Below are 26,000 nucleotides of genomic sequence, written 5' to 3'. Positions count from 1 at the left end.
GTTGTATTTTTACATAACTTTTATACTTACTAACTTAATATATAATCAGAATTCCTAGATTCCAGACTCATGCATCAATAGACCTGCTGCAAAAGGTAATGATAAAATGATGGAAGAGGAATAAGCAGATAGAGTAAGGTAAAAAAATGAGCTTTAGTTACCACAATATAAAGAAACACCCAAGAAATTTTCGTAATATAACAGGCTTAACTGTAGAAGAATTTGAAAAGGTGATAGAAAAAGTGGGGAACGTTCAAAAAAGTGTGTCAAGCCGAAAAGAAAAGTAATAAATTGATATAAAAAATGGAGGTTTGAAATGAGTCAAGCAAATAGAACTACCGGATTAGTAGACTATAAAGAACTAGAATCAAATATTTTATCATCTATAGCTAACCCAAGAAAGGTTTAGCTATATGGCAAAATTGGTTAGAATGGTATAATAAGTAATGAGAAAGAAGAAGATGCCAAGTCCATATAGTGAGGATCTGAAAGAACGTGTTCTCAAAGGAGTCGATAAAAAAACAATGACGATAAAAAAATCAGTCAAATATTCAAAGTGAGCATAAAACCAATATATTTGTGGAGGAAAAGGAAAAAAGAAACAGAAACCATCTTCAGGCTATCGCAAAGGATATGGCCATAAGATTAAAGATATGGATAGATTTATCAAATTTCTGAATGGAAATCAGGATATTAGAATTGAAAAGATAATTGAAGAATTTGGTAATATGTGTAGAAGCACAGTATATAACTACCTTAGCAAAGTAAACTATACATATAAAAAAAACTTTTCTTTATCGAGAAAGAGATAAAGAGAAACGCAAAGAGTTCATAAAAAAAAGTAGAAGAAATAAATAAAGGAAACTTGATATACATAGATGAGTCTGGAATAGAGGACAATGAATTTTATGAATATGGGTGGTCTCAAAGAGGCAAGAGGTTATTTGCCCAGGGTTCAAAAGAAAGAAGGTAAGCATAATTGGAGCACTGAATGAAGGAAAAGTTAAAGCACCATGGATAATTGATGGCTACTGCAACAGCGAGATTTTTGATGCTTATGTAGAAAATGTACTTGTCCCTGTATTTAAACCTGGACAGACTATTGTTCTCGACAATGCGATAATCTGCAAGGACGAAAAATTTGATAGAAAATATTGGGTGTAAAATTTTGTTCTTGCCTCCATACTCGCCAGATTTAAATCCGATTCTGATCAAGCACGACATAAGAAAGGCTCTACAAACCTTTTGGCCCAATATTAATTCGGCTATTGATTTTGTTTTTTAGTGCTCGGGCAAATCTTACTTCGGTTAGCTATAGCAGCTATAATGTTCTTGCAACAACTAATTCACTACGGCAACTGCACCGTGACAGTGTTTGTATTTTTTTCCAGAGTTACAAGGGCACTTGTCATTTCTTGAAACTTTTGGAAGTCTGCTATTTTTAGTAGAGCGTGACCTATTGCCTATTTCTTGATTGTCTAGCAACTTAAAGTGCGCTAGGCGGTGAATGGTAAGCTCCCCCCACTTTTCAAGCATCGACTCAAACATTAAGAAAGCTTCGCGTTTAAATTCATTCAGTGGGTCTTTTTGCCCCATGGCACGCAAATTTATGCTTTGTCTTAGGCTCTCTAAGACCGAAAGGTGCTCCCTCCATAAATGATCAAGTGTCATGATCATCACTTGTTTCACTATCGTATTCCACAAATCTGTAGTTTGTTGACTATTGAAATATTTTTCTTTCTCAGTAAAAAATTCTTGTATCTTGTCATTTATATAATCCAAGGCTTCTTGTTTATTCAAAAACTCTTCTAGATTAAGCGTTATCCCGTATCTTATGTGGAATTCTTTTGCAATATCTTCAACATAATCTTCGTAATAACCACTTTGTACTATACCTTCTATTATATCCTCATTTACTTCACTATATACTTCAACTAAATCATTGATTTCATTGTTTAAAATATGATTTCTCTGCTTAAAAATAACTTTACGTTGATTGTTGATTACATCATCAAACTTTAGCAAAGACTTCCGCACATCATAATTTCTAACTTCAACTTTCTTCTGTGCTTTTTCAAGTGCTTTATTAATCCATGGATGATGAATAGCCTCGTTGTTCTTTAGTCCCACTCTTTGCAAAAAATTCCTCATTCTATCAGAACCAAATATCCTCATTAAATCATCTTCAAGTGATAGAAAGAACTTAGAAAGTCCAGGGTCACCTTGACGGCCAGAACGGCCACGCAGTTGATCATCTATTCTCCTGCTTTCATGCCTTTCGGTTCCAATAACACATAAGCCACCAGCTTTTATAGCAATTTCCTTATCTTTTTTTACTCTTTCGACTATTTCTTGATATTTTTTTTCTCTTTCATCAGCATTTTTTATTTTCTCGAGCTCTATTTTTGCAATCATTTCAACATTTCCACCAAGCTGAATATCAGTTCCACGTCCTGCCATGTTTGTTGCTATAGTAATGCTGCCTGGTATTCCAGCTTGCGCTATTATATACGCTTCTTGTTCATGATAACGAGCATTCAATACTGAATGCTTAAGAGAATGGCTTTTCAAAAGATCGGAAAGTTTTTCAGAATTTTCAATACTCACAGTGCCAACAAGCACTGGTTGAAGGCGTTTGTGGCATTCTTCTATGAACTTCAATACAGCATTAAATTTTTCTTTTTCTGTGCCATAAATTTCATCATCAACATCTATTCTCTTAACAGGCACATTAGTTGGAATTTTTACTACATTTAATCTATATATATCACGAAACTCCTCTGCCTCTGTTGCTGCTGTTCCTGTCATACCAGAAAGTTTGTTGTACATACGAAAGTAGTTCTGAAATGTGACTGATGCTAAAGTTTGACTTTCATGCTGAATTTCAAGATTCTCCTTTGCCTCCAGTGCCTGGTGAAGACCATCAGAATATCTCCTACCTTCCATCATGCGCCCAGTAAACTCATCAATAATTACCACCTTACCGTTTTTCACTATATAATCTTTATCAGCAGTAAACAGCTTATGTGCACGAAGTGCTTGATCTATATAATGAGTCAGTATAATATTGCTAGTATCATAGAGCGAGGAATTTTCAGGAATGAGGTTATACGATTTTAGTAATTCCTCCACTCGTGAAATGCCATTTTCAGTTAGGAACACTGCTCTACTCTTTTCATCGACTTCATAGTCAGAATCAACTAATTTGATTACTATTTTATTGATATGCTTATATATCTGATTATTTTCCTCAAGTGGGCCAGAAATAATGAGCGGAGTACGCGCTTCATCAATCAGTATGGAGTCTACTTCGTCTACTATTGCATAATTGAAGCCTCTCTGAACCATATCTTCTTGAGAAAATTTCATATTATCTCGTAGATAATCAAAGGCAAGTTCATTATTTGTTGAGTATACTATATCTGCGCTATAAGCCTTTTTTCTCTCGTCGTCTTTAAAATTATTTGTAATAAATGCAACAGAAACTCTAAGAGAATTATATAATTTACTCATCCACTCTGTATCTCGTTTTGCAAGATAGTCGTTAACAGTGACGACGTGCACACCTTTTTCTTCTAAGGAATTTAAGTATGCAGCTAAAGTTGCAACAAGTGTCTTCCCCTCTCCTGTTTTCATTTCTGATATCATGCCGTTATGGAGCACCATTCCACCAATTAGCTGAACGTCGAAATGCTTCATGTTAAGGAATCTTCGCGATGCTTCGCGTACAACCGCAAATGCAGGTACAAGAAGGTCATTGAGTGTTTTTCCGTTTTTCAGTTCTCGTTTAAATTTCGCGGTTTTACCAGCAAGCTCCTCATCAGATAAGCTCTGCATTTCTGGCTCTAGCGCATTAATCTGCTGAGCAATTTTTCTGAAGGATTTTATTATCTTCTTGTTCGTTGATCCAAATATCCTTTTTATAAAAAAAAGTGACAACGTAAAGATGGAGAATATAAGAATAGTTGTTAAAACTAACGTAGAGTCTGGCATAAACTTAGGTAAAGTTTTATTTAATATGAGATTATATTACTAAACGTAACCTGCGGCAATTAGATTCAGAAAATCTTTATTTACAAACTAAGGAAAAGATTCTTGCAGATGAAATGTAAAAGAGTCTATTTATTTTATTAAATATTATAATTAATAATTAAACTTTCTTGATAAATTATTAAAATAGTGTTAAGCTACATTTATAAAACGGTTAGTGGAGTTACAATATCAAGCAATATTATAAAAGTAAAATTAGAGAAAAATAGTTGTCCTTTTGAAGAATTAGAAGAATTTTTTGCTTCATTAAAATTTGGTACAAAAGGGTTTAAAGATTCTTCAATAAAATTAGTTTGCCAAGGATGGGAAGATTTTACCTTAATTCTACCAAGAGAAGCAGTACCTTAATTCTTTCGCTTTGAAGCTTTTATCTTTGCTTAGTAAGGGAAATGAGCTGGCTTTACCTATTATATTAAAATACCTTTCTTGCAGAACTGTATTTAAAGATTTTGGTCAAAAACTACAGGCTAAAATGGATCAAGATATAAAAGAACAAAACGATTCTAAAATTTCTCAGGAGATTGAGTTATGCAAAAAAAGACATTTTAAATCTTCTAAATGGTGGTAAATCAGTATTAGACGTTCAATTGAAGCAGCGGTATAAAAAATACTATTCGTCAATAGATAATGAGATTGAAGAGTTAAAGACTAAAATTTTAAAAGAACTAGAAGATTATATTAGCAATACTAACGTTAATAAAATGTATCGAAGCCTTAATAGTAAAAAGAAAAACGAAGAATCATTAAAAGAAGTAGCGTTAGGATCTTGTTCATTGGGTGGAATTTGCGTATTAATATTTTTTTCACTTGGTTTTTTTATTTTTTTAGCAACAACCATTGATCCACCTGCTCATATGAGTATGTATAAAGTAAAGGTTTTTAGGTGTATAGGAGCTTCACCTTTAGTTTTTGCAGCATTAGCACTAACAGTAGCAGGTGTAGCTTACTTAACAAGTTGTTATCTAAATCATAGTTTTACAAAAGAAATACAAGACTATATAGAGCAACCAATAAAATGTATGGATAAGGCAACTAATAATAAAGAATTAGACAATTTTCCTTCTGACAATTATGAAAAAGTACAACCTTCAGCACCGCTTGAGGAACTACTACCTTCATACGAAGAATCGTGTTACAGTAGTTTAGGTTATATTCAACCATCTAATCCAATACAGCAAAATAAGTTGTTGTAGTGAAGGTATAAAGAGAACAAGCAAAATTATATTTATAATTTTGCTTCCTTTATCATGACTTAGAACATGCAGCAACATGACGATTTGTCTATGCTTTATCAAGTATATTAATGGGTAAATGAATTTTAATACAATCTTATTATACTTATAAATACGTTATATGTGAGAAGATATGGAAGATTTTATGACTGCAAGAAGGAAAGATGATGCTGTGATATCTGTTTGTCAGGATAATGAGAAAAAGAACGTATTAATCTCGGGACTCAATCAAGCTGCAAGGAATTTATTAAAATGTGAGGAAGGGAATTTACTTAATAAGCCGTTAATCAATATTTTAAGTAAAAGAGCAGCTGAAGATATGAAAAGCTATTTGGAGTATACTGAAGATGGGCGCGATTTGCCCGATATATTGCCAAAAGTGATAGGCTTTTCTCTAATTGATGCTAAAGGAGAAGATATAAAAACAAAGGTAAAAGTTTTTCGCACCACGCAATTTACTAATAGCAAGATTAATTATGAGCTATTGATACGTGACATTAGCCTGTTTCATAAGCTAGCAATGTTTAGGGATAAATATCTGATGGGTAAGAAATATAAAAAACACAACTTGTTTGATATACCAGACAATGAGTCCACTATTTTGGAGTTATATGTTGTATTGAATTTTGCCTTTGAATATCAAATTAATGCAGTTATAGGGATAATAGGTTTTAATAGTAAATTGAATGAGACAAACAATGCATTGAGTTTGATCATAGAGCATTTTTATAAAAATTGCCGTAGTGATGATTTTCTAGGATGTATTGATGAGAATAAGGTACTTTTTATTTTGATGAACTGTGATGCAAATAACACATCTAAAATAGTTAATCGTATACATTCTTCCATTAACAAGCAGTTATTAAAGCGAAAACTATCAAGTATATCAATTATTTATGGAAATATAATTCAAAAACATAGTGTGAAGAATGCTTAAACGCTTTTGTCATTAATTGCTTTGTAGTATCTAAGTTCTACACAATATAAGGATTGTTTTTTATTTCTGTTAAGCTTATATTAAAAATTTAAGCTTGCCTATGAGGTTACTGATCACACTATTTTCATTATTATTCGTGGTAGGGAGTGCTAACGCTAGGGTAATTCTAGATAAGGAGATATTTTATGCAGAACTAGATGGAAAAATAGATTTAAGATTTGGCTACGCTTTCAACAGAGATTCTTTTAGCTCTACAAAAGACAAGACCTCAAGCTATTCAGACCTGCGCTTTCTTTATTTGCAGCAAGTTTATCCAAATACACAAATGGGGTTTAATGTTAAGGTAGGAGTTTCTGGTATTGCAAACTTAAAGGCACTAGACATAGAAAAGTTAGAAATGGAGAAGTGGTATTTTATCATAAAGAACAAGGAATTTGGATCAATTGAATATGGTAAAGGAAGTTTAGTTAGTCAGAGTATGTTAATTAACACTTCAAAAATTTACACAGCTGCCGGAGGAATAAATGGTCATTGGACAAATTACTCAAATTTGCGCGGTAATGAAAAAAAAGATAATGATCCTGGGTATGATAAAGATGAGGTATTTTGGGTAAAACCCAATATTTACAGCGACTATAATGGACTAGAGCTGAAGTTAAAACAACCAACGATAAACTATATTTCTCCTGAAATCTATAACTTTCAACTTGGACTCAGTTATGTTCCAGGAAAAAATAATTTGCAATATAACAATCTAATAGCCGCTGGTCTTTCCTATAAAAATGGCTTATCAGATGAAATAAATTTTACTACTGCTTTTACTGGTGAGTTTGCAAGAGAAAATTTAACTGATTGCTCGGATGGTACTTCTGAAAATTATAAATGCCGTAATCAATTGCTACACTGGAATTTTGGCTTGAAGCTAAAACTTTTTGAACTTGATTGCATTTTTTCGTACGGTAATGGCGGTAAATCTGGTGAGAAACGTAGTCCTGAAACAAGTAATATGAATTATATAAATGCAGGTGTTGCTTATCATTCTGATTCTCGTAAAGTGAGCTTAACATATTTTAGTAGTAGCAGGGATATTGTAGGCAAAGGTACAAACGAATTAACATCACAGGCTTTCAGTCTTGAATATCCATTAGCTCTTGGCACTTCATACTACTTCGATATTGTAAAATTTAGTACCAAAGAACCTAAAATCGAAAGTAATAACTCCGGGTATGTGCTTTTGGCTGGGCTGAAGCTAAGTTTTTAATGAAATAACCGGTTTGTAAGTGTTGTAATGTGGTAAATAGTAAGCAATGAGAGTAAAATCGAGTTGTTAATATATGTGCTATTTGATATGATAAAAATAACTATTATATAAGATTTTTAATAAAAAGACATTATGTCACTAATCCAAGTGTAGGCGATTATTAATTAGTAAACCAAATCCTTCACAAAAGAGTACCTCATTTGATGCTCTTTTTTCTTTTTTATATATAGAAAAATTAGATAGTATTGTGAGTGCGGTTTTTTCTGTATTCTGATGCTTCTCAATTCTATAGTTCTCGGGTTAAATTTTCTTTTTTTACTGTTATTTCTCTTTTTCGTCGTAAAAAAGAATAGAAAGCTAAGTGAGGAGAAAGCAAATCTTGAACTTAAATTAGAGCGTGAGCTTCAAGAGGCAAAGCGAACTTTACTGAATAAGGATGAAGAGATAGTTGGGTTAAAAGTCAAAAAAGCAGAGCTTGAAGTAATTCTACAAAAAGAGCGTGAGGAAAAGAAAAAGGAAATAGAATTACTGACAAAAGCAGAGGAGAGGCTTACAAATACTTTTAAAGCGCTTTCTCTTGATGCTTTGCAGGTAAACAACAATAATTTTCTGAATTTAGCGAAGGAAGTAATCGATAGTAAACTAAAAGAAACAGAAAGTGATTTCAAAAAAAGGCAAGCAACGATCAACGAAGTTGTCACTCCAATAAAAGAAAAGTTAGAAAAATTCGATAGTGAAATACGTGACCTAGAGAAGGAGAGGGTAGGGGCCTATGAAGGTTTAAGGGAGCAAATTGGAGCATTAATGAGTCAAACTTCTAGCCTTGCTAACGCCCTGAGGAAGCCTCACATTAGGGGCAAATGGGGTGAAATGCAGCTAAAAAGAGTAGTAGAAATGGCGGGAATGATTGAATATTGCGATTTTTTGACTCAAGCCTCAGTAATTGATAAAAATGAGGACAATTTGTTGCGTCCTGATTTGATAATAAAAATGCCATCAGGAAAGCAAATAATAATAGATGCTAAAGTACCACTTGATTCTTATATGGATGCTATGTCGCAAAATGATTTGCAGATACAAAGGGAAAAATTGAAGAATCATTCTCTGGCAATAAAAAAACATATAAACGATCTAGGCAGAAAGGAATATTGGAATCAGTTTGAAAATACGCCAGAACTTGTAGTACTTTTCTTAACAGGAGAAGGAGTTTTCAGCGCAGCACTGGAGTGTGAACCAGCTTTGATAGAAATTGGAATAGAAAAAAAAGTTATTATTGCAACACCGATAACTTTAATTGCGCTGCTTAGGGCAGTAGCCTATGGATGGAAGCAAGAGGTGATAGCAGAAAATGCAAAGAAAATAAGTAAACTAGGCCATATTTTATATGAGCGAATCTGCACAATGGGCGAAAACTTTGACAATTTACGCAGGAGCTTAAAAAGCGCTGTCGACCATTACAATAAAACTGCTGGCTCGCTTGAGGCAAGAGTATTTCCCGCTGCTCGAGAATTCAATAAGCTTGGTATACATGCAAAAAATAAAGAACTCACTGCTGCAAAAGAGTTGGAATCTTTACCACGCAGTTTACATGCTGAGGGGTTGAAAGTAGATTAGTATTTCAGGTCTACTTAACTTACATTTGCTGATTAAAACAACTTTCTAAAAATTTTTTTTATGTAGCTCAATTCCTGCACATCATTTGCTGCATAAACAGGTATAGTTTGTTGCTCAGTACCAGGTATTTCTACAAAAATTTTGCCCACTTCTTGACCTTTTTTAATTGGTGCGGGTACCATATCTTTATACTCAATACGCACTTTAATTTTATCATGTAATCTGCGGTTATAAGTTATGGTAACATCGTTTGCAACTGTAACGGGCACTTTTTTATCTTTTCCATAAACAATATTTATTTCTTCAACTACGCTATCCTTAGCAAATATTTTCTTAGTATTAAAATGATTTAAGGAATATTGTATTAGTCTTTTTGCTTCCTCTATTCGCTCTTTCTCGGTGTCCAAACCATTCACAACAGCAAAAATTCTCCTATCGTTCCGTTTTGCAGATGCTATAATGCCATAACCACCAGCACTTGTATGACCTGTCTTTAGACCATCAACTCCAATATCATGGAAAAGTAAAAGATTTTTATTTTTTTGTACAATATCGTTATATGTCAAATATTGTTCAGAGAATAGATCATAGTATTCAGGAAAATCAGTAAAAATCCTTTTTGCCAATGTTACCAAGTCTTTTGCGCTCATAAAATGGTTTTCATCTGGCCAACCGCTTGAGTTAACAAAATGACTATCATTAAGATTTAAATCTTGTGCAACTTCATTCATTTCAGCAACAAAATTCTCTTCTGATCCTGCAATACCCTCGGCTAGCACTATGCATGCATCATTACCTGAGGCGATTGTAACTCCTTCAAGTAATTCTTTTACCGTAACAAATTGACCTTCTTTCAAAAACATAGAAGAGCCTTTCCTTTCCCATGCTTTTCTACTTACTCGAAATTTATCTTCCATTTTTATTATTCCAGCTTTTAGATAGTCAAAAGCTACATATAAAGTCATTAACTTACTCATTGAAGATGGGGCCATTTTTTCACTGGAATTATGGTCAAAAATGAAAGAGTCTGAAGCTAAATCTAAAACAACTGCTTGCTTTGCTTTAGTTCTAAACTGATATGAGTACGAATTAAAAGGGAGTATAAAAATTAATAGCAAAGTTACTAATTTGCTTAACATATTTATAATTTTAAATTTATAGTGTACTAATTAATAGTATGATTTTGCACGAGCATTTCAATAGATCTCTCGCATAAAACTTCCTTGACAAACTGCGCCAGCCCCCTTATTATGACAATAAGAGTATTTATCCTTGTTTTCGATCCGCGCGGGTTCAACAACAAAAATTCAGTAAAAAACTCAGATATTTATTGGCAAATTACATAAAAATTATAGCGGCTGCATGTCTTTTTTATTTTTTCTACATTCAGCCAAAACGCTCTTATTTTAAGCGTTAGCACATTATTACAGCGCCAATTTACATTATTAAAACTCGTTACATGGGGATTTTTTTGCCTTTTTTTCGCTTGGTAAATTTATTAATATTTGCAACAAAGCCCACTGGGATAGAGGCTACTTGAATGACAAGAAGGAGGGAGCAGGAGATGACAATAGAGGGGCTACTTTCATTTGCTGTCTTCAAAAATTTACAATTATGCTTCATGTGTTTTATTAAATATTTTACTTAAAAATTCAATTTCTTATTATAAGAGATAAGCAATTCATGAATAATGAAAGATTACAAAAAAGGTCATAGAAAGCGCCTAAGAGAGAGAATTATTTTAGATAACGGACAATCATTACTTGATTATGAGATTTTAGAACACATTTTATATTCAGCATATAGTAGAATCGATGTAAAGCCAGTAGCAAAGAGTTTGATAGAAAATTTTGGTAGTTTAAATAAGGTTTTTAATGCCGATTTAGAAGCACTGCAAAATATTAAAGGAGTTAATAATGCAGCCATATCTGCTATCTTTTGTGTAAAACAGGCTTTTGTTCGTTCTGCACGAGAAGAAATAAAGGACTTACCTATAATCAATAATTGGGAAAAATTGCTTGATTATTTAAAAGCAAGTATAGGAAGCCTTAATAAAGAAAATTTTCGCGTTATCTATATGAATAAAAGATATCGTCTAATAGCAGAAGATCTACAAAACTTTGGTACAATAGATCAAACTCCTCTTTATGTTAGAGAGATCATAAAACGCGCTCTTTTGATTGGCTCAACATCGATTGTAATATCCCACAATCACCCAAGTGGAGATATACAGCCTTCAAGTAGCGATATGTTTCTCACCAGACAGCTTGCAGAAGCTTGCAAAAGCATAGGAATAGAATTAATAGATCATATTATTATCACATTTAGTAGCTATTTTAGTTTCAAGGAAAATAGGCTTTTATTAGAGTAGATCTAAAATTGCTTTTGCCATTTTTCTTATTATGGAAGTAAAGCTATACATGAGGTGGTTGCAGTGGAACAAAAATTTTCCTTCTGGAAGACAATGTGTGATTTAGGTAGTGGCAAATTGAAAGAAATACATGGTATTTGCCACTATTAGAAATCTCCTGTTTTGATAAGACTTATGAGGTCTTTATTGGTTTTTGAATTTTGTTGAAGCACTCACATGCTTACTCTAATATTTTGTTCACAGAGCCTAGTTAGCTCAATTTCAACGTTAATTTGTGAAGCTCTGAGTTCTGTTAGGGGATTTTCTGGTTGAATATCTAGCTTATTCTGTATGTTCGGTAAACAAATTAAAGCCGAATCAAAAATTTCATCATACTGCTCTGCTTCATGCACACAATTGATTATTTCCTTAAATTCTTCCACATCTTGCGGCGTATCTTTTAATATTGCTCTTATTTGGTTTAGGTTTTGACGAATTTTTTCCTGATATCCAGCAATTCTCTCTTGATATATATCAATCATTTTTTGACATGAGGTACCTCTAAATGGATGTTCTTTTTTCTCTTTTATGTAAGAACTTTGAAAATCTTTACAGTTAAGGATTGCTTCTCTATGTTTTTTTATGTCATTAATTGCACTGACTATCGACTTATCTATTTTCTCCAAGTTTCCTTCCTGTTCTTTTCTTCCAATTATACTTTTGGATTCATTCTTCGCCTGGTTCATTTTATCAAATAGGTTTTTGCATTCTTTATAAGATACCATTGGTTGTAACATTCCTTCTTCTATACATTTATTGTAAAAATTCTTCAACTCATCGCTTGATAGTATTCGTATAGCATCTTCCCTTTTACCTTGTGATTTAGGATACTTTTTGTTCAGTGAACTAATATAATTTAATAGGAAACTCTTAGTTAAATCTTCCTTTTTAACTTCTGATAATTTTTCTAGTGTTTCTATATATTTCAAAGTTTCCGCAAAAAGCTGTGCACCAGATGTAGCAAATCCTGGCAGTGGTTTGCTCTGCGCCTTATAAAAATCGGTTTGTAAAAAATCTTCGGCTTGTTTTTTTATTACTGAAAGTTCATTGAAGGCTTTTTCTGGATTGATTTTTTTTAAAATACTAGTAGCATTTTTTAATGCTCTTTCTCTCTTTTTATTATCTTGTTTTTCGTTTAAGATTAAGCTTTCAGCTTCAGTAAAAGCATTGCCTTGGGCACTTTTGGCAATATTACAAACAACGTTTTTTACAACTTGCTTAGTTGCTACATAATCTATTTCCTTTGTAAAGCAATCAATAAATAGCTGCCAAATTTTTTTGTTAACGGACTTACTTGTCTTATGTTCTAAATCTTCTACATCTTTGAATCCTAAAATAGTATAGAGATTTTTTTCAATTATTGGTTCAGCATGTTGTTTTGCCACTTTACCTTTTATATTGAATAGAAATTCACTAATCTTAGTTGTGCCCATAATATTACCTCACAATATTAATGTTATATAATATAAAGTATAAAAGCTTAATGCTTAATTTTTACTTACTATTAATATAATTGAAGATTAACTTTGTTCCTATATTAAAACTTTAACTCCCAATTTATTATTAGTAATATCATTATATGAATCTTATGCCTGAATTTGGGAATATATTGTTATTGGTAGCCTGTTTGTTATCTTTAACGTATTTGTTTCTACCGTTTAGTTCTTACCGATTCGTCTCCTCTGCCATATTTTTTTGTGTGTCAGCATCAATGGCTATTTTGATCTACTGCCACATTAAAAATGATTTCTCACTTAAAAACGTATATTACCACTCACACACAACAAAACCTTTAATCTATAAGATTTGTGGTGTTTGGGGAAATAAAGAAGGGTCTATGTTGCTTTGGACCTTAGTGCTTGTCATGTATTTATTACTAATGGATATTTATATACCTTCTGTCATCCCAGTGCCCAGACACTGGAATTTAATTGCAAATGAGTACATCAAATGGCAGTGTAATAAAAACTGGATTCCAGTGTCAGCTACTTGCATGACACCAGAACGAACTAATAGTAGTAAATTAAAAAAAATATCTCTTATCACCCAAGGCTTGATTTGCTTTTGTTTTTTACTGTTCACTTTACTTGAATCCAGCCCCTTCACTAAAATGCCAGGCATTGAAACAGATGGACTGGGTTTTAATCCGATATTGCAGGATATAGGCCTTGCTATTCATCCACCGATATTATATTTGGGGTACCTTGGATTTAGCGTTCCTTTTTCGCTCTCTATAGCTGGATTAATTGCAAATACTGAAGGAAATGTTTGGGCTAAAATTGTCAGGCCTTGGGTACTTATTTCTTGGTCGCTGCTCACTTTGGGCATCAGCTTGGGTAGCTGGTGGGCATATCGTGAACTCGGTTGGGGTGGATTTTGGTTCTGGGATCCAGTGGAAAACGTTTCTTTGATGCCGTGGCTAATTGCAGTGGCGCTGACACATTTGTTGCTCATTGTACAAAATTTCAATACTTTAAGGAATTTCGCTATTTTACTTACGCTTACAACTTTTATATTGAGTGTGACTGGAACATTTCTAGTCCGCTCAGGAATACTTACCTCAGTGCACACGTTTGCAGATGACCCAAGATATGGACTGTATATATTAGCTCTACTTGGTGTAATTACAGTCAGTAGCTTAGTAATATTTGTAGTGTTTACGAGAAAGAATAACACATCTTTCCAGTATTCGATATTGGAATCTGAAAAGAAATCTGCTACTCAAGTGACAGAAGGTAGAAGATTCTTTTCACGCCTTACGATGATGCTGATGAACAATTTATTATTCATCACTGCCTTTTTCATCGTGTTCGTTGGCACTTTATACCCTACAGTGCTTGAGTATTTAACCGGTGAATTAATTTCAGTTGGAGCACCATATTACAATTCTTTATTTAACTCTATTGCACTAGCTATTCTAGTGCTCACCATGATAGGGCAATACTGCAGTTGGCAGGGAAATAGTCTATTGCCAATATTCCGTGAATATAGATTTTCATTTTGTAGTGCTGCAGCTATTTTGCCGTTTATCTTTTACATGGAGCTAATGATTGTGCTATCAATTACCATCTCCATAGCATTATTAATCTTTGTTTTAGAAGCATATAGTAAAAGAATTTGTTTGTTTAAGGTAGCATTTGGTGAATCAATTTTATTAGCAAGAAGAGTTTCTAAGTCCTACTATGCAATGATGCTTGCTCATGCTGGAGTGGCAATTCTAGTGCTTGGTATATCTTATTCAGTTGGTTGGCAGGAGAAAAAAGAAAACTACTTGGGAATAGGAGACAGCATAACAGTCAATAAATTTAAAGTTACTTTACGAAATATTGAGCTAATAAAAGAAAAAAATTTCCATGCAGTGAGGGGTACAATGGATATCAGGAATTTGCTTAATAGTAAGGTAATAGGTGATGTAACTCCTGAATATAGATTTTACCTTGCGGAAGGTCAGAAAAATGTTGAAAGCAGTATCTACCACAATTTATTTTCTGATATTTATGTTGTAATTGGAGAGATTGATAAGAGTAAGAGCAAAATCGCAGCTAAAGTGCACTATAAACCTGGAATGTCTATAATCTGGCTTGGATCCTTTCTTATTGCTTTTGGTTCGCTCCTTGCTGCTTTGCCTTCTAGCAAAAAAGTAGTTCCTTCAGTATCATAAAGTTTGCATTTTTTGGCAATTTAAACTTAAGCTAAGCAACACTAACCTTGCTAGCGAATTTTCTCTGTGTTCTGTTGTACAATAGGCAATAAAGATATATTTTCTAATGAAGAGCTTACATGATATATGGAATCTACTTCCTCAGGCCTTTTAAAATATCCCTGCTTAATAGCGTCGTAGACAGAAGAACCACCAAGCAAGCAGTTCTCACCTAACTCTTCTTTATAATTTTTAAACTTTTCCAATATTTCCTCCTTGTTACTCACTTCTACTATAATTTTTCCTTCATCTTGCACATCAGAATACAATCTAGCATCTACTTTTCCCAAATCAGTATGAAAAGTCAGTACTATATTACCTATAAGGTCAGTATAATTTCTTACCCCACCTTCCGTTAAAATTTCTATCTCGCTTTCACCTATTGCTATCACGTCTCTTCGAAATTCTGTGCTTTCATCTGTTCCATTTATGATTTTTGCAACCTCGACTATACTATTCTTTGAATATTTTAAGTAGAAAGTGAAGTTGTCCATTTTTGCCTCTTTTACCTTACCAGTAGTTGCGTTTTTTGCAGCTTCCAAAAACCTTAGAGAATAATGTATATAGCTTTTACGTGCTTCTTTCAGATTAGCTTTGTGGTCTTTAAACTTCTCTAGTTTATCAATTACAATTATACTACTTAAAGTTTCAAATACTGCACCTCTTTTTACCAAATTACATACTATGCGACTAGCAACTTCTATGTCCCTTTCAACTTGAAAAATCTTTAATTCACTAATTCTTCTTATTACATAATCTGTAAAATTATACTTATTCTCATAAGTATTTTCATATATATTTCCCTCACAAGTAAGATTGAACCTTACCCTAGATTTTATAGCTTCATTTACAACCTGTTCTAGCTGATTTATGTCTTGAACTTCATCTAATTTACAAAAATATTTATCTGGATCTTGCTACATCTAGTAGAAAATCCTCTCCCCATAGATTTACACTTTTGCACAAATACTTTTTTCCATTATAGTCAACTTGTGTTTTTTTACGAAAAGTTCCATAAATAACATCATCAGTTAAAAAGTACTCTTTAATATTAAGGTTGGGATTATTAACTGCAAATTCTATTGGGGTTTTACCTTTTTTATCCTTTATATCAAGATTAGCTCCTTTCCTTAGAAGCAATTTGATAATTGTATCACAATGACCAGAACGAGTAGCATAATGTAAAGGTGTTCTTCCTGTGTCGTCCTTTTCATTAGGATCAGCACCTGAATTCAACAGTAAATCTATGAATTCTCCCGCATTGCTACATTCCATACTTGATAGAATATGCAGTATTGTCAGTTTAGATTCTCCTCTTTTAAGGTTGAGGATGGTTTTTAGATCTTGATTACTTTTATGATCCAGTAAAAATTTTTTAATTTTTTCAACATCGTTCTTATAATCCTTATAAGTAACATGTGGAAAGTCTTTAAAAGTACTTAAGAATTTTTTATTCAACTCCTTCTGACTCTCTGTTAAGTTGGACATGTCAACAAGCCACGTAGATATCAGCTTACCAAATGCACCTCTTTCAGCAATATCAGTTAAAGAACAGTCATTGCGAAGTACCAGTGAGTATTTAATCAATTCATATTCATCATCCTCTTGTTGCTGTGTTTCTTCTGCTTTCTTAGAGTGCTTAAAATCATTTTTTATTAATTCAATCAAGAGCTTTAATGTGTTAAAACTTTTATGTCCCAATAAAGGATCTGCTTTGTTTTTAAGTAGAATTCTTGCTATTTCTGAATAGCCATTTCTAATGCCCAGCATAACGGAGTACGCCCGTATTTATCCGCTATGTCAACAGCAGCTTCCTTTTCTATGATAGCTTTTACTATTTCCACTTGGCAATTTTCAGCAGAAACAGCATGATGTAATGCAGTACTCTCAGCCTGACTTACTGCATCAACATTAGCTCCCGTGTCTAATAGGAGTTCTACTATCTCTTTATTTGCATTGTGAGCAGCACAATGCAAAGGAGTACACCCATTTTGATCTGCTGTATTAACATTAGCCCCGTTTGCTATGAGAACTTTTATTATCTCTGTATAACCAAAGCGAACAGCAGCGTGTAAAGGAGTTATCTTAACTTTATCTACTGCATCAACATTAGCCCACGTGTCTAATAGGAGTTCTACTATCTCTTTATGTCCATTGTGAGCAGCACAATGCAAAGGAGTACACCCATCTTGATCTGCTGCATTAACATTAGCCCCGTTTGCTATGAGAATCTCTACCACTCCTATACTACCACTTGCGGCAGCAAAGTGTAAAGGATTCCATCCATCTTGATCTGCTGTATTAACATTACCCCCTTTTTTTATTAAAAGCTCTGCTATCTTTACAAGATCATTTCTAGCAGCTATATGTAACAATGTACTTTGATCATCGAATGTATAATTTATGTTAAATCCATTATCTTGCCACTTTTTATACGTGTCTGGATCTTCTTTTTCCAATTCCTCTTTTATCCTTTCGATTATATTGTTCTCATTTAAGTCACTTATTGTCCTTAATATTTTTAACAACCGTTCATATTCCATAATTCTACCTCAAACTATTTGTTTTTGTACTATAGCTAAAAAAAATTATTGATCCATAATAAAATAACCAACACCAGAGTAAGTGGTTTGCTGCTAACATGTTTAAAAATGTTATGAACTTAATAAGAGAAAAAAATACCCCTGTAATGGAGCAATATTTAAATTTGAAAGCTCAATACACGGATCATCTATTGTTTTATAGACTGGGCGATTTTTATGAATTGTTTTTCGATGATGCTATTAAAGCTGCGAAATTGCTGAATATAGTGCTAACCAAGAAAGGCAATTCAAATGGGCAAGAAATACCAATGTGTGGAGTACCAGCACACAGTAGTGAGTCTTACCTGCACAAGCTAATAGATTTAGGATTCAAAGTAGCAATCTGTGACCAATTAGAAACTGCTGATGAAGCAAAAAAGAGGGGATATAAATCCATAGTAAAACGTGATGTAGTGCGAGTTGTAACTCCAGGTACAATTATAGAAGATTCACTACTGGAGGATAAAAGCAATAATTATCTCGCATCCATAGTTGGACAAAATGACGAATATGCTATTAGTTGGCTTGAATTATCGACGGGAAAATTTTTTCACATTTTAACGAGTTTGAAAGCTCTAGATAGTGATTTATTGCGTATATCACCAAGAGAATTATTAATTTCTGAAAAATTCACTGAGGACGAAAAAATTAGATCGATTTTAAAAAATTATAAAATATCAATTACGCAACACGCACAGAGCTTTTTTGAGTATAGTAAATCTCACAGAACGTTATGCGAGTTTTATAAAATCAGGGAACTTGGGAGTATAGGAAATTTCAGCAAAGTAGAAATCATGGCGTGTGGTGCACTGCTTGAATATGTCAGAGTAACACAAAGGGGCTCCATTCCAAGGCTTGAATTCCCAAAAACCTATAAGCAACAAAATTTCATGCTTATTGATGCTTCAGCAAGGAGAAACCTTGAGTTGTTTTTAACTCAATTTGGTGAAAAGAAAGGTTCACTAATTTCAGTTATTGATCACACAGTAACAGCCTCTGGTGGACGCCTGCTCAAACAAATGCTCGCTTCACCCCTTGCTTGCTCTAAGGCAATTAATTTGAGGCTCAGCACCGCTCAATTTTTTGTAAATAATCATGAGCCACGCAGAAAAATACGAGAGATATTATCTAACATTCCAGATATTGAGAGGTCTTTATCGCGCTTAATACTAGGGCGTGGTTCACCAAAGGATATGAACCTATTAAAAATAGGCCTAGGAAAAACTTTAGAGTTGTCTGAGTTTCTGTCTACCTTGCATAATTATTGTTTAAGTGAAAAATCAGAAATTAACTCTCAGATGTCATTCCAGTGCTTGACCAGAGAAAAGGAACCAGTGTCTACTACTCAGGTGATAAGTAGTGACGAAAGTGAACTAAGCACAATACATAAAAGCCTTGGCAATCATAAAGACCTATTTGAACTGTTAAATAGTGCTATACTTGATAATAACCTCAGTTTCGTGAAAGAAGGAGGATTTATTCACTCAAAATACAACTCAGAATTATCTGAGTTATCCTACATATTAAATAATAGTAATAAACTAATAACCAAACTCCGTGAATCTTATCGCGACCTAACTGGTATTGCCGCACTTAAAATATTACATAACAACATACTTGGTTATTACGTTGAAGTGTCGGCAAATCACAAAATAACTTCGGATATATTTATTCATAGACAAAGCTTAGCAAATAGCATGCGCTACACTACTAATGAGTTGAAAGAACTAGAAAATAAAATTCTTACGGCACGTGATGCTGCAATCGGCTTAGAAATGAAAATTTTTAGTGAACTGTGTAGTGAAGTCGCTAAAGAATCTGAAAAAATTGCTCTTGCTGCAAATGCTTTGGCAAAACTTGATATTAGAACCGCGTTTGCAGAGCTTGCAGTGCAAAATAATTACGTAAAACCCATCATTGATGACAGCAAAGAGTTCAATATCTGTAGCGGAAGACATCCAGTGGTTGAAGTTAACGATAAATTCATTGCAAATAGCATCAATTTAGCTGGTATACATCTAATTACTGGTCCTAATATGGCTGGAAAAAGCACTTTCTTGAGGCAAAACGCTCTCATTGCAGTTTTAGCTCACATGGGGTCATTTGTGCCAGCAGAGAGTGCGCATGTAGGAGTGATTGACAAGATATTTAGCAGGGTTGGTGCAACAGATAATATAACAGCTGGTTATTCTACCTTCATGGTAGAGATGATCGAAACAGCAACGATAGTAAATCAGGCAACGGACCGTTCCTTGGTGATACTTGATGAAATTGGTAGGGGCACAGGGGTGTATGATGGATTATCTATTGCACAGGCGGTGATTGAACATATTCACAATGTAAATAAGTGCCGCGCCATTTTTGCAACTCATTATCATGAATTAACTAAAGTAGGTGAATACTTAGAAAATGTGAAATGTTTTTGTATGAAAATAAAAGAATGGAAAGGAGAAGTCATCTTTTTACATGAAGTAATTGAAGGCATTGCAGATGAGTCATATGGAATACATGTAGCAAAACTTGCTGGTTTTCCTGACTCTGTTTTAAATAGAGCAAGTGAAGTGTTTGAGGAGCTAAAGGCTTGAGGAAAGTAATATTATATTACTACACAATCATGGAGTTTTAGCAATCTATGACGCTTTAATTTTAGTCAGCTTTCTGAGCAGCTAAATTAACGTACCATTGATCTATTGCCACATTGGTCAAGATTCCAATTCCACCACCTACAACTGCACCTACAGCTCCTAATGCCAATTGAGTGCCAACCCCAATAGAGGAACCCATTATTAATGGAGCAAGAAAGTATATCGCTAAAGCACAGGTTATTGCAGCTACACTTATAACAGCCAGCTTTCTCGGACAAAAATTTTCTGGTGCCTCAGCACTAGATATGAATGATGATTTTACTAGATTTTTTCTACTTTCATGATCTAAAAAGCCACTCACTGTTCTCATTATAGGACGGGTAGAGCCGTCACCAGTCAAGTCAATTCTATCTTCCACTATATCATGAAGTTCTTTAACTTGAGCTTTATATTCGTCCCAGTAGACTGATAACTCTTCTTGATTATTAAGAAGAGCTAGTTTATTTGACCGTGAGTTATGTTCCAAAATATATCGAATTGTAGCTTTCCCTATATCTATATGCTCTTCAGTAATTGCATACTTTAAAACACCTTCTGCTTTTTCCCTTCCAACATTAAGATCAGCACCAGCTTTTATCAATAATTCTACTATCTTTGGAGAATTATGAAATATAGCAATATCTAAAGGGACCATCTCATTACAATCTTTAATATTTAAGTTTGCTTTTTGTTCTATTAAATAACTTATAAATTTTAAGGTTTCATCAGATTTTTGATCGTCTATGTCTTTATATTTGTAATATATTCTAATTGCAAAATTCAACGCAGTTTCACCCTTTAACGCACTACCACCAATAATTAAGTTCTGATAGCTTTTTACCTCTTGATTTATTAAGTTAACATCCGCGCCGTTTTCTATTAAAGCCTTAGCTCCTTTGAAATTGCTTTTTGCAATTTGCAGATGAAGTAAGTAACGACCAAGATGATCAGTTGCATTAGGATTTGCACCTTGTTCAATCAAATACCTTGCAATTTTATCATTAAATTTGTGATCATAAGTTGCAGATTGTAGTGGCTCAGGATTTTGCTGTAACTCATGTTTAGCTATTGATTTGTTTATCTCACAGATTGATTTTACTAATCCTAAATTTCTTTTCATAATCGCCTTTTTGACTGCAGCGCTGAAACTTACACCTTGCTCTATTAAATACTTAGCTATTTCTTCATCAACAGCATCACCTAATAAATTTGTACCGCTTTGGGAATTAACGTCAGTAACAACATCTCGAATAATGGAACTATTTTTCTCAAAAATTGACTTTACTTTTTCTGAATCATTTTTGGTAACAGTATCAACAAGATCTTTTATTACAGCATCCACCCTCTTTTTTTTAGCCAACATTTCCTCTAATTCTTCAGAATTCATAAGTATACCTCAACACACACAATCAAAAAAATTATATCCAAATCAGAATTGTTTGTAAAGGATTTTTAGATATTAGCTTGCCCAAAGGTTAATTTATTTTATAATCTTTCTGTATTCTAGAAATTTCAATTAAATGAACTGCTATAAAACTCACGCGTGTAATGAATTAAGGAAGAATGATGTAGAAAAGGAAGTTACTCTCTCTGGGTGGCTGTACCGTAAACGTGACCATGGTAACCTAATCTTTGTTGATTTAAGAGATTTTTATGGAATTACTCAACTGGTATTCAATAATGACAAAGACTTTTTTGATGAAATTTCAAATTTAAAATCAGAAAGTGTGATTACTGTGACAGGAATAGTCAAAGCTAGAACTGAAGATACGGTAAACAGCTCTATTTCCACAGGAGAAATTGAAGTTATAGTTAGTAATTTACAAGTTGAATCGGAAGTTGAGTTCCACTGTGATGAAGAAATAGCAAAAGAAGAAAGGAGTATATTAGCAAGTATCGCCGGTGAGCAAGAATACCCAGAAAACATGAGATTTAAATATCGTTTTCTTGACTTAAGACGTGAAAAAGCCCGTAACAACATTATTCTGCGTTCACAGATCATTTTAGAGCTCAGGAGGCTCATGATAGAGCAAGGATTTTTGGAAATTCAAACTCCAATACTTACTGCCTCTTCTCCTGAAGGTGCACGTGACTACTTAGTGCCAAGCAGACTAAATCCTGGTAAATTCTATGCATTACCACAAGCTCCACAGATTTTTAAGCAGTTGCTTATGGTTTCAGGGTTTGATAAATATTTTCAAATTGCACCTTGTTTTCGTGATGAGGACGCAAGGGCTGACCGTTCTCCTGGGGAGTTTTATCAGCTCGACCTTGAAATGTCTTTTGTGACTCAAGAAGATATATTTCAGGTTATTGAATCTACTTTATATAAAGTGTTCGCGAAATTTTCTCGCAAGTCTGTCGATAAAGATTTTCCACGTATTACATACAAAGAAGCAATGCTCAAATATGGATCTGATAAGCCAGATTTGCGTAATCCATTATTAATTAGCGATGTAACAGAAATTTTCCGTGATTTAGAGTTCAATATTTTCAAAAGCAATATTGAACGCGGTATGGTAGTGAGAGCCATTCCTGCTCCTAAAACAGCAGAGGAACCTCGTAGCTTTTTTGATAAAAAAATAGAACATGCGCAAAGAGAATTCGGTGCTAAAGGTCTTGGATATATAACGTTCGATAAAGATGGAATTGCAAAAGGACCAATTGCTAAATTCCTTGATGACAATAGGTTAAATTCCATAAAAGAAATAACAAATATAGAACCTGGAGATAGTGTGTTTTTTGCTTCTGACAAAGAGAATGAGGCAGCAACAATTGCAGGGAAAGTGCGTATTCTTTTGGGATCAGAACTAGGTCTTATAGATGACAATATCTTCAAATTCTGTTGGGTGATTGATTTTCCTTACTTTGCGTATGACGATAAAAGTAAAAAAATTGATTTCTTTCATAATCCATTTTCTATGCCACGTGGTGGCTTGAAAGATTTAGAAGAAAAGAATCCACTGGATATCCTTGCTTACCAATATGATCTTGTTTGCAATGGAATAGAGCTGTCAAGTGGAGCAATTCGTAATAACAAACTAGATATTATGTACAGAGCTTTTGCCATTGCAGGCTACAGTAAAGAGGAAGTTGATACAAAATTCGGTGCGCTCGTGCGTGCATTTAGGTTTGGACTGCCACCTCATGGTGGAATAGCACCAGGGGTTGATAGAATGGTTATGCTGCTTGCTGATGAGCCGAACATTCGTGAAGTAATCTGTTTTCCTATGAATCAGCAAGGTGAAGATGTTCTAATGGGTGCTCCTTCTAAAGTAGAGGATAAGCATTTACGTGAGTTGTCTTTAAAGGTTGTTGAATAAAAATTTTTATAGCGGAGTGTGGTAAACTGGAAGTTATGAACAATATTCAAAAAGCAATACTATCAAGCATAATCTGCAATATGATTATATGGTATGAAGTAACTCTGTTTGGAGTTTTAACGCATATAATAAGCAACGTTTTTTTTCCTTCAGAAAGTGATTATTTAAGCACAATCAAATTTCTTGGCAGTTTTGCAATTGGATTTGGATTTAGACCACTTGGTGCATTTATTTTTGGTTACATTGGAGATAAATACGGCAGAAGGAAAATTTTGCTGACTTCCGTAATATTAGCTTCGATATCATCTACTGCAATTGCGATTATACCAAGCTTTAAAGAAATAGGAATATTTTCTCCTATACTGCTTCTGCTTTGTAGAATAACACAAGGAATGGCAGCAGGTGGAGAAACAAGTATCAATTCAGCTTTTTTAATAGAGCATTCAAGCGACAAAAAAAATCTAGGCTTTTTAGGTAGCATGAAAGCTTTTAGTGGTGCTCTTGGTTCTATTACATGCTTTGTAATGATAGCTGTTTGCAAAAAGTTTACAGGTGAAAATTATGAAATTTGGGGCTGGAGGTTGCTCTTCTATTTCTGCTCTGTTATGGGTGTAATAGGCTTTTTAATAAGGTACATAATGGAAGAGAGTCTAGCATATAAAACTCATGACCAAAATAAAAGCTTATCTAATTCTCCCTTTTTAGAATTAATCAAGAATTATAAAAGAGCATTTGTGATAGCAATTGGACTTGGCATTGCTCAAAACGCAATTGTTTATTCAGTAATCATGTTTTACAACATATCTGTAAAAGAGCTTATTCTTTCAGATATTGATATTAAAAATGTAGTAAGGATTATGGTTGAAATTACATTTGGGACGTCTGCAGTGCTGTTTGCAATACTGTCTGATAAAGTTGGAAGAAAAAACGTGATCATCCCTACGTTATTAGCTTTAGCTTGTGTCAGTTTGCCGGCACTTTCACTATTATCATATGATAACCACTATATTGTAACGCTCACTTTTCTATTAATAAGTGTGCCGATAGGCGCATCTTTTGGAATATATAATTCTCTCGCCTGCGAGTTATTTCCAACAAAAGTTAGATGCACTGGCTTTAGCCTAGCACATAACATATCTGCAGGTATTTTTGGTGGTCTTTCTCCATCGATATGCATGTGGCTTATAGAAAAAACTGAAACAAAACTTGCAGCAGGCATTTATCTTACTATCTGTGCATTAATTAGCCTAATATCTGTACTTCAAATTAAAGCCAAAGATAGAAAAGTTGATTGGTGAAATCGTTTTAGTTGAAAGATAGCACTTCAATAGATTTTTCGATATGCCTAGGGATAGGAGCAGTAATAGTGATTTCTTTATTATTTGGCAATTTTAAAGATAAAGAATGCGAATGAAGGTGGATCTGATTTACTACCCCATCAATAAAAGCTTTTTTACCACCATATTTACCATCACCAAGAATAGGACAATTTATATGAGCTAAATGTGCACGTAACTGATGAGTTCTACCCGTAATTGGTTGTAATTTTAAATAAGCTGTATTGTGTTTTAGCTTTGCTATAGTTGAAAAATGTGTAGTGGCATTTTGAGGTGAATCTTCATCAACGACCACTTTTTCTTGCCCTGAAATATATTTTTTCACCAACGGATAGTCTATTGTTCCATTATCTTTGCTTGGTATACCAGAAGTCAATGCTAGGTAAGTTTTTTTTATTCTCCGTCCTTTAAATTCTTCCATAAGATATCTTGCAACACTAGCATTGCGTGCGAATATTATTACTCCACTTGTATCTCTATCAAGTCTATGGACAATTTTGAATATTTTCCCTTCTCTTATTTGATCAAGCAAATCACTAATGCTAATTTTTACCTTTATGCCGCCTTGAACAATGACCCCTGCGGGTTTGTTTATAGCTAGTATATATTCGTCTTCATATAATATGTTCTCTCTTAGTAGATTCACTAACTTTTCATTATATTTGCAGTCAGAATTAGTGTTCTCAATATAGTCTAAGTATCTTATCATTATAGTTTGCCCAGAGCTTACCCTATCGCTGGATTTTGCCGTGCAATTATCAACCTTGATTAATCCTTTCCTTAAAGACTTCTCAATTGCAGATTGTTTCAAATTGGGAAAAATTCTTCTGATGTACCTATCGAGCCTAACGTTATTGTCTTCTACTAATATAGTTTTGATACCTTCTGACATCTTACTTATAAAAATTTTATTGTGTAAACTAAAATCTA

Annotated in this window: 18 protein-coding genes and 1 pseudogene; 13 read left to right on the top strand and 6 right to left on the bottom strand. The window is 33.7% G+C overall.

Features of this window, described 5'->3' with window-relative positions; genetic code table 11:
• The first annotated feature begins 146 nt into the window (after nucleotides 1-146).
• From OPR44_RS05415 to OPR44_RS05405, 3 genes are all read left to right on the top strand, one after another.
• Nucleotides 147-287 carry a hypothetical protein gene (locus tag OPR44_RS05415; protein WP_264374660.1) on the top strand — a complete coding sequence of 47 codons (141 nt, stop codon included), beginning with the start codon at nucleotides 147-149 and terminating at the stop codon, nucleotides 285-287.
• Between the two features lie 366 nt (nucleotides 288-653).
• Nucleotides 654-812, top strand: coding sequence for a hypothetical protein (locus OPR44_RS05410; RefSeq protein WP_010405311.1), 159 nt, complete (start codon nucleotides 654-656; stop codon nucleotides 810-812).
• 106 nt (nucleotides 813-918) lie between these two features.
• A complete protein-coding gene (locus OPR44_RS05405) occupies nucleotides 919-1,164 on the top strand; it encodes a transposase (RefSeq protein WP_264376495.1) in 246 nt (81 codons plus the stop codon).
• A 177-nt stretch (nucleotides 1,165-1,341) separates the two neighbouring features.
• Here the strand turns inward: OPR44_RS05405 and secA are convergent, their stop codons facing one another.
• On the bottom strand, nucleotides 1,342-3,993 hold the full coding sequence (gene secA / locus OPR44_RS05400) for a preprotein translocase subunit SecA (protein WP_265014627.1): 2,652 nt from the start codon (nucleotides 3,991-3,993) through the stop codon (nucleotides 1,342-1,344).
• Between the two features lie 186 nt (nucleotides 3,994-4,179).
• Here secA and OPR44_RS05395 point away from each other — a divergent pair, with 186 nt between their 5' ends.
• The 5 genes from OPR44_RS05395 (at nucleotide 4,180) to OPR44_RS05375 (ending at nucleotide 9,094) form a co-directional block, all read left to right on the top strand.
• Nucleotides 4,180-4,398, top strand: coding sequence for a hypothetical protein (locus OPR44_RS05395; RefSeq protein WP_264377982.1), 219 nt, complete (start codon nucleotides 4,180-4,182; stop codon nucleotides 4,396-4,398).
• 173 nt (nucleotides 4,399-4,571) lie between these two features.
• Entirely contained in the window at nucleotides 4,572-5,243 is a 672-nt protein-coding gene (locus OPR44_RS05390; RefSeq protein ID WP_264376493.1) for a hypothetical protein, read from the top strand.
• A 172-nt stretch (nucleotides 5,244-5,415) separates the two neighbouring features.
• The gene (locus tag OPR44_RS05385; protein ID WP_265014626.1) at nucleotides 5,416-6,219 is read left to right on the top strand and encodes a hypothetical protein; all 804 of its coding nucleotides are present in this window, start codon (nucleotides 5,416-5,418) and stop codon (nucleotides 6,217-6,219) included.
• Nucleotides 6,220-6,319: 100 nt separating this feature from the next.
• Nucleotides 6,320-7,480: a porin gene (locus tag OPR44_RS05380; protein ID WP_265014625.1), complete on the top strand. Its 1,161-nt coding sequence runs from the start codon at nucleotides 6,320-6,322 to the stop codon at nucleotides 7,478-7,480.
• Nucleotides 7,481-7,753: 273 nt separating this feature from the next.
• Nucleotides 7,754-9,094, top strand: a complete 1,341-nt coding sequence (locus tag OPR44_RS05375) for a DNA recombination protein RmuC (RefSeq protein WP_264374667.1) — start codon at nucleotides 7,754-7,756, stop codon at nucleotides 9,092-9,094.
• Nucleotides 9,095-9,126: 32 nt separating this feature from the next.
• Here the strand turns inward: OPR44_RS05375 and OPR44_RS05370 are convergent, their stop codons facing one another.
• Nucleotides 9,127-10,233, bottom strand: coding sequence for a D-alanyl-D-alanine carboxypeptidase family protein (locus OPR44_RS05370; RefSeq protein ID WP_264374668.1), 1,107 nt, complete (start codon nucleotides 10,231-10,233; stop codon nucleotides 9,127-9,129).
• Between the two features lie 551 nt (nucleotides 10,234-10,784).
• Between OPR44_RS05370 and radC the strand changes: the two genes are divergently transcribed.
• Entirely contained in the window at nucleotides 10,785-11,465 is a 681-nt protein-coding gene (gene radC / locus OPR44_RS05365; protein ID WP_264377980.1) for a RadC family protein, read from the top strand.
• A gap of 212 nt (nucleotides 11,466-11,677) precedes the next feature.
• Here radC and OPR44_RS05360 read toward each other — a convergent pair whose 3' ends face one another.
• Nucleotides 11,678-12,937 carry a hypothetical protein gene (locus OPR44_RS05360; protein WP_265014624.1) on the bottom strand — a complete coding sequence of 420 codons (1,260 nt, stop codon included), beginning with the start codon at nucleotides 12,935-12,937 and terminating at the stop codon, nucleotides 11,678-11,680.
• 155 nt (nucleotides 12,938-13,092) lie between these two features.
• On the opposite strand from OPR44_RS05360, the gene OPR44_RS05355 reads away from it, so the two are divergent.
• Nucleotides 13,093-15,165, top strand: a complete 2,073-nt coding sequence (locus OPR44_RS05355) for a heme lyase CcmF/NrfE family subunit (protein ID WP_458694753.1) — start codon at nucleotides 13,093-13,095, stop codon at nucleotides 15,163-15,165.
• Between the two features lie 50 nt (nucleotides 15,166-15,215).
• Here the strand turns inward: OPR44_RS05355 and OPR44_RS08875 are convergent.
• Nucleotides 15,216-17,747 (bottom strand): annotated as a pseudogene (locus tag OPR44_RS08875) (ankyrin repeat domain-containing protein).
• Nucleotides 17,748-17,860: 113 nt separating this feature from the next.
• Between OPR44_RS08875 and mutS the strand changes: the two are divergent.
• The gene (mutS, locus tag OPR44_RS05335) at nucleotides 17,861-20,371 is read left to right on the top strand and encodes a DNA mismatch repair protein MutS (protein ID WP_265014619.1); all 2,511 of its coding nucleotides are present in this window, start codon (nucleotides 17,861-17,863) and stop codon (nucleotides 20,369-20,371) included.
• A gap of 61 nt (nucleotides 20,372-20,432) precedes the next feature.
• Here the strand turns inward: mutS and OPR44_RS05330 are convergent, their stop codons facing one another.
• Nucleotides 20,433-21,797 (bottom strand): ankyrin repeat domain-containing protein, encoded by a 1,365-nt coding sequence (locus tag OPR44_RS05330; RefSeq protein WP_265014618.1) that lies wholly within the window; start codon nucleotides 21,795-21,797, stop codon nucleotides 20,433-20,435.
• 133 nt (nucleotides 21,798-21,930) lie between these two features.
• Here OPR44_RS05330 and aspS point away from each other — a divergent pair, with 133 nt between their 5' ends.
• Together aspS and OPR44_RS05320 are read left to right on the top strand one after the other, a co-directional pair.
• On the top strand, nucleotides 21,931-23,733 hold the full coding sequence (gene aspS / locus OPR44_RS05325; RefSeq protein ID WP_265014617.1) for an aspartate--tRNA ligase: 1,803 nt from the start codon (nucleotides 21,931-21,933) through the stop codon (nucleotides 23,731-23,733).
• A gap of 35 nt (nucleotides 23,734-23,768) precedes the next feature.
• Entirely contained in the window at nucleotides 23,769-25,031 is a 1,263-nt protein-coding gene (locus tag OPR44_RS05320) for an MFS transporter (protein WP_264377975.1), read from the top strand.
• Between the two features lie 7 nt (nucleotides 25,032-25,038).
• Here the strand turns inward: OPR44_RS05320 and OPR44_RS05315 are convergent, their stop codons facing one another.
• Nucleotides 25,039-25,962, bottom strand: coding sequence for an RluA family pseudouridine synthase (locus tag OPR44_RS05315; protein ID WP_265014616.1), 924 nt, complete (start codon nucleotides 25,960-25,962; stop codon nucleotides 25,039-25,041).
• Nucleotides 25,963-26,000 lie beyond the last annotated feature (38 nt).

It is taken from the genome of Wolbachia endosymbiont (group B) of Camptogramma bilineatum, assembly GCF_947251825.1.
In the GTDB taxonomy this organism is placed as follows: domain Bacteria; phylum Pseudomonadota; class Alphaproteobacteria; order Rickettsiales; family Anaplasmataceae; genus Wolbachia.
This window is presented reverse-complemented; position numbering and strand designations above follow the sequence as displayed.

Excerpts from the sequence above, each read along its gene's own strand:
- radC (WP_264377980.1), top strand. The coding sequence starts at position 10,785 with ATGAAAGATTACAAAAAAGGTCATAGAAAGCGCCTAAGAGAGAGAATT.
- OPR44_RS05375 (WP_264374667.1), top strand. The coding sequence starts at position 7,754 with ATGCTTCTCAATTCTATAGTTCTCGGGTTAAATTTTCTTTTTTTACTG.
- OPR44_RS05330 (WP_265014618.1), bottom strand. The coding sequence starts at position 21,797 with ATGAATTCTGAAGAATTAGAGGAAATGTTGGCTAAAAAAAAGAGGGTG.
- OPR44_RS05355 (WP_458694753.1), top strand. The coding sequence starts at position 13,093 with ATGCCTGAATTTGGGAATATATTGTTATTGGTAGCCTGTTTGTTATCT.
- mutS (WP_265014619.1), top strand. The coding sequence starts at position 17,861 with ATGAACTTAATAAGAGAAAAAAATACCCCTGTAATGGAGCAATATTTA.
- OPR44_RS05370 (WP_264374668.1), bottom strand. The coding sequence starts at position 10,233 with ATGTTAAGCAAATTAGTAACTTTGCTATTAATTTTTATACTCCCTTTT.
- OPR44_RS05380 (WP_265014625.1), top strand. The coding sequence starts at position 6,320 with ATGAGGTTACTGATCACACTATTTTCATTATTATTCGTGGTAGGGAGT.
- OPR44_RS05385 (WP_265014626.1), top strand. The coding sequence starts at position 5,416 with ATGGAAGATTTTATGACTGCAAGAAGGAAAGATGATGCTGTGATATCT.
- OPR44_RS05410 (WP_010405311.1), top strand. The coding sequence starts at position 654 with ATGGATAGATTTATCAAATTTCTGAATGGAAATCAGGATATTAGAATT.
- secA (WP_265014627.1), bottom strand. The coding sequence starts at position 3,993 with ATGCCAGACTCTACGTTAGTTTTAACAACTATTCTTATATTCTCCATC.
- OPR44_RS05360 (WP_265014624.1), bottom strand. The coding sequence starts at position 12,937 with ATGGGCACAACTAAGATTAGTGAATTTCTATTCAATATAAAAGGTAAA.
- OPR44_RS05415 (WP_264374660.1), top strand. The coding sequence starts at position 147 with ATGAGCTTTAGTTACCACAATATAAAGAAACACCCAAGAAATTTTCGT.
- OPR44_RS05315 (WP_265014616.1), bottom strand. The coding sequence starts at position 25,962 with ATGTCAGAAGGTATCAAAACTATATTAGTAGAAGACAATAACGTTAGG.
- aspS (WP_265014617.1), top strand. The coding sequence starts at position 21,931 with ATGAACTGCTATAAAACTCACGCGTGTAATGAATTAAGGAAGAATGAT.
- OPR44_RS05320 (WP_264377975.1), top strand. The coding sequence starts at position 23,769 with ATGAACAATATTCAAAAAGCAATACTATCAAGCATAATCTGCAATATG.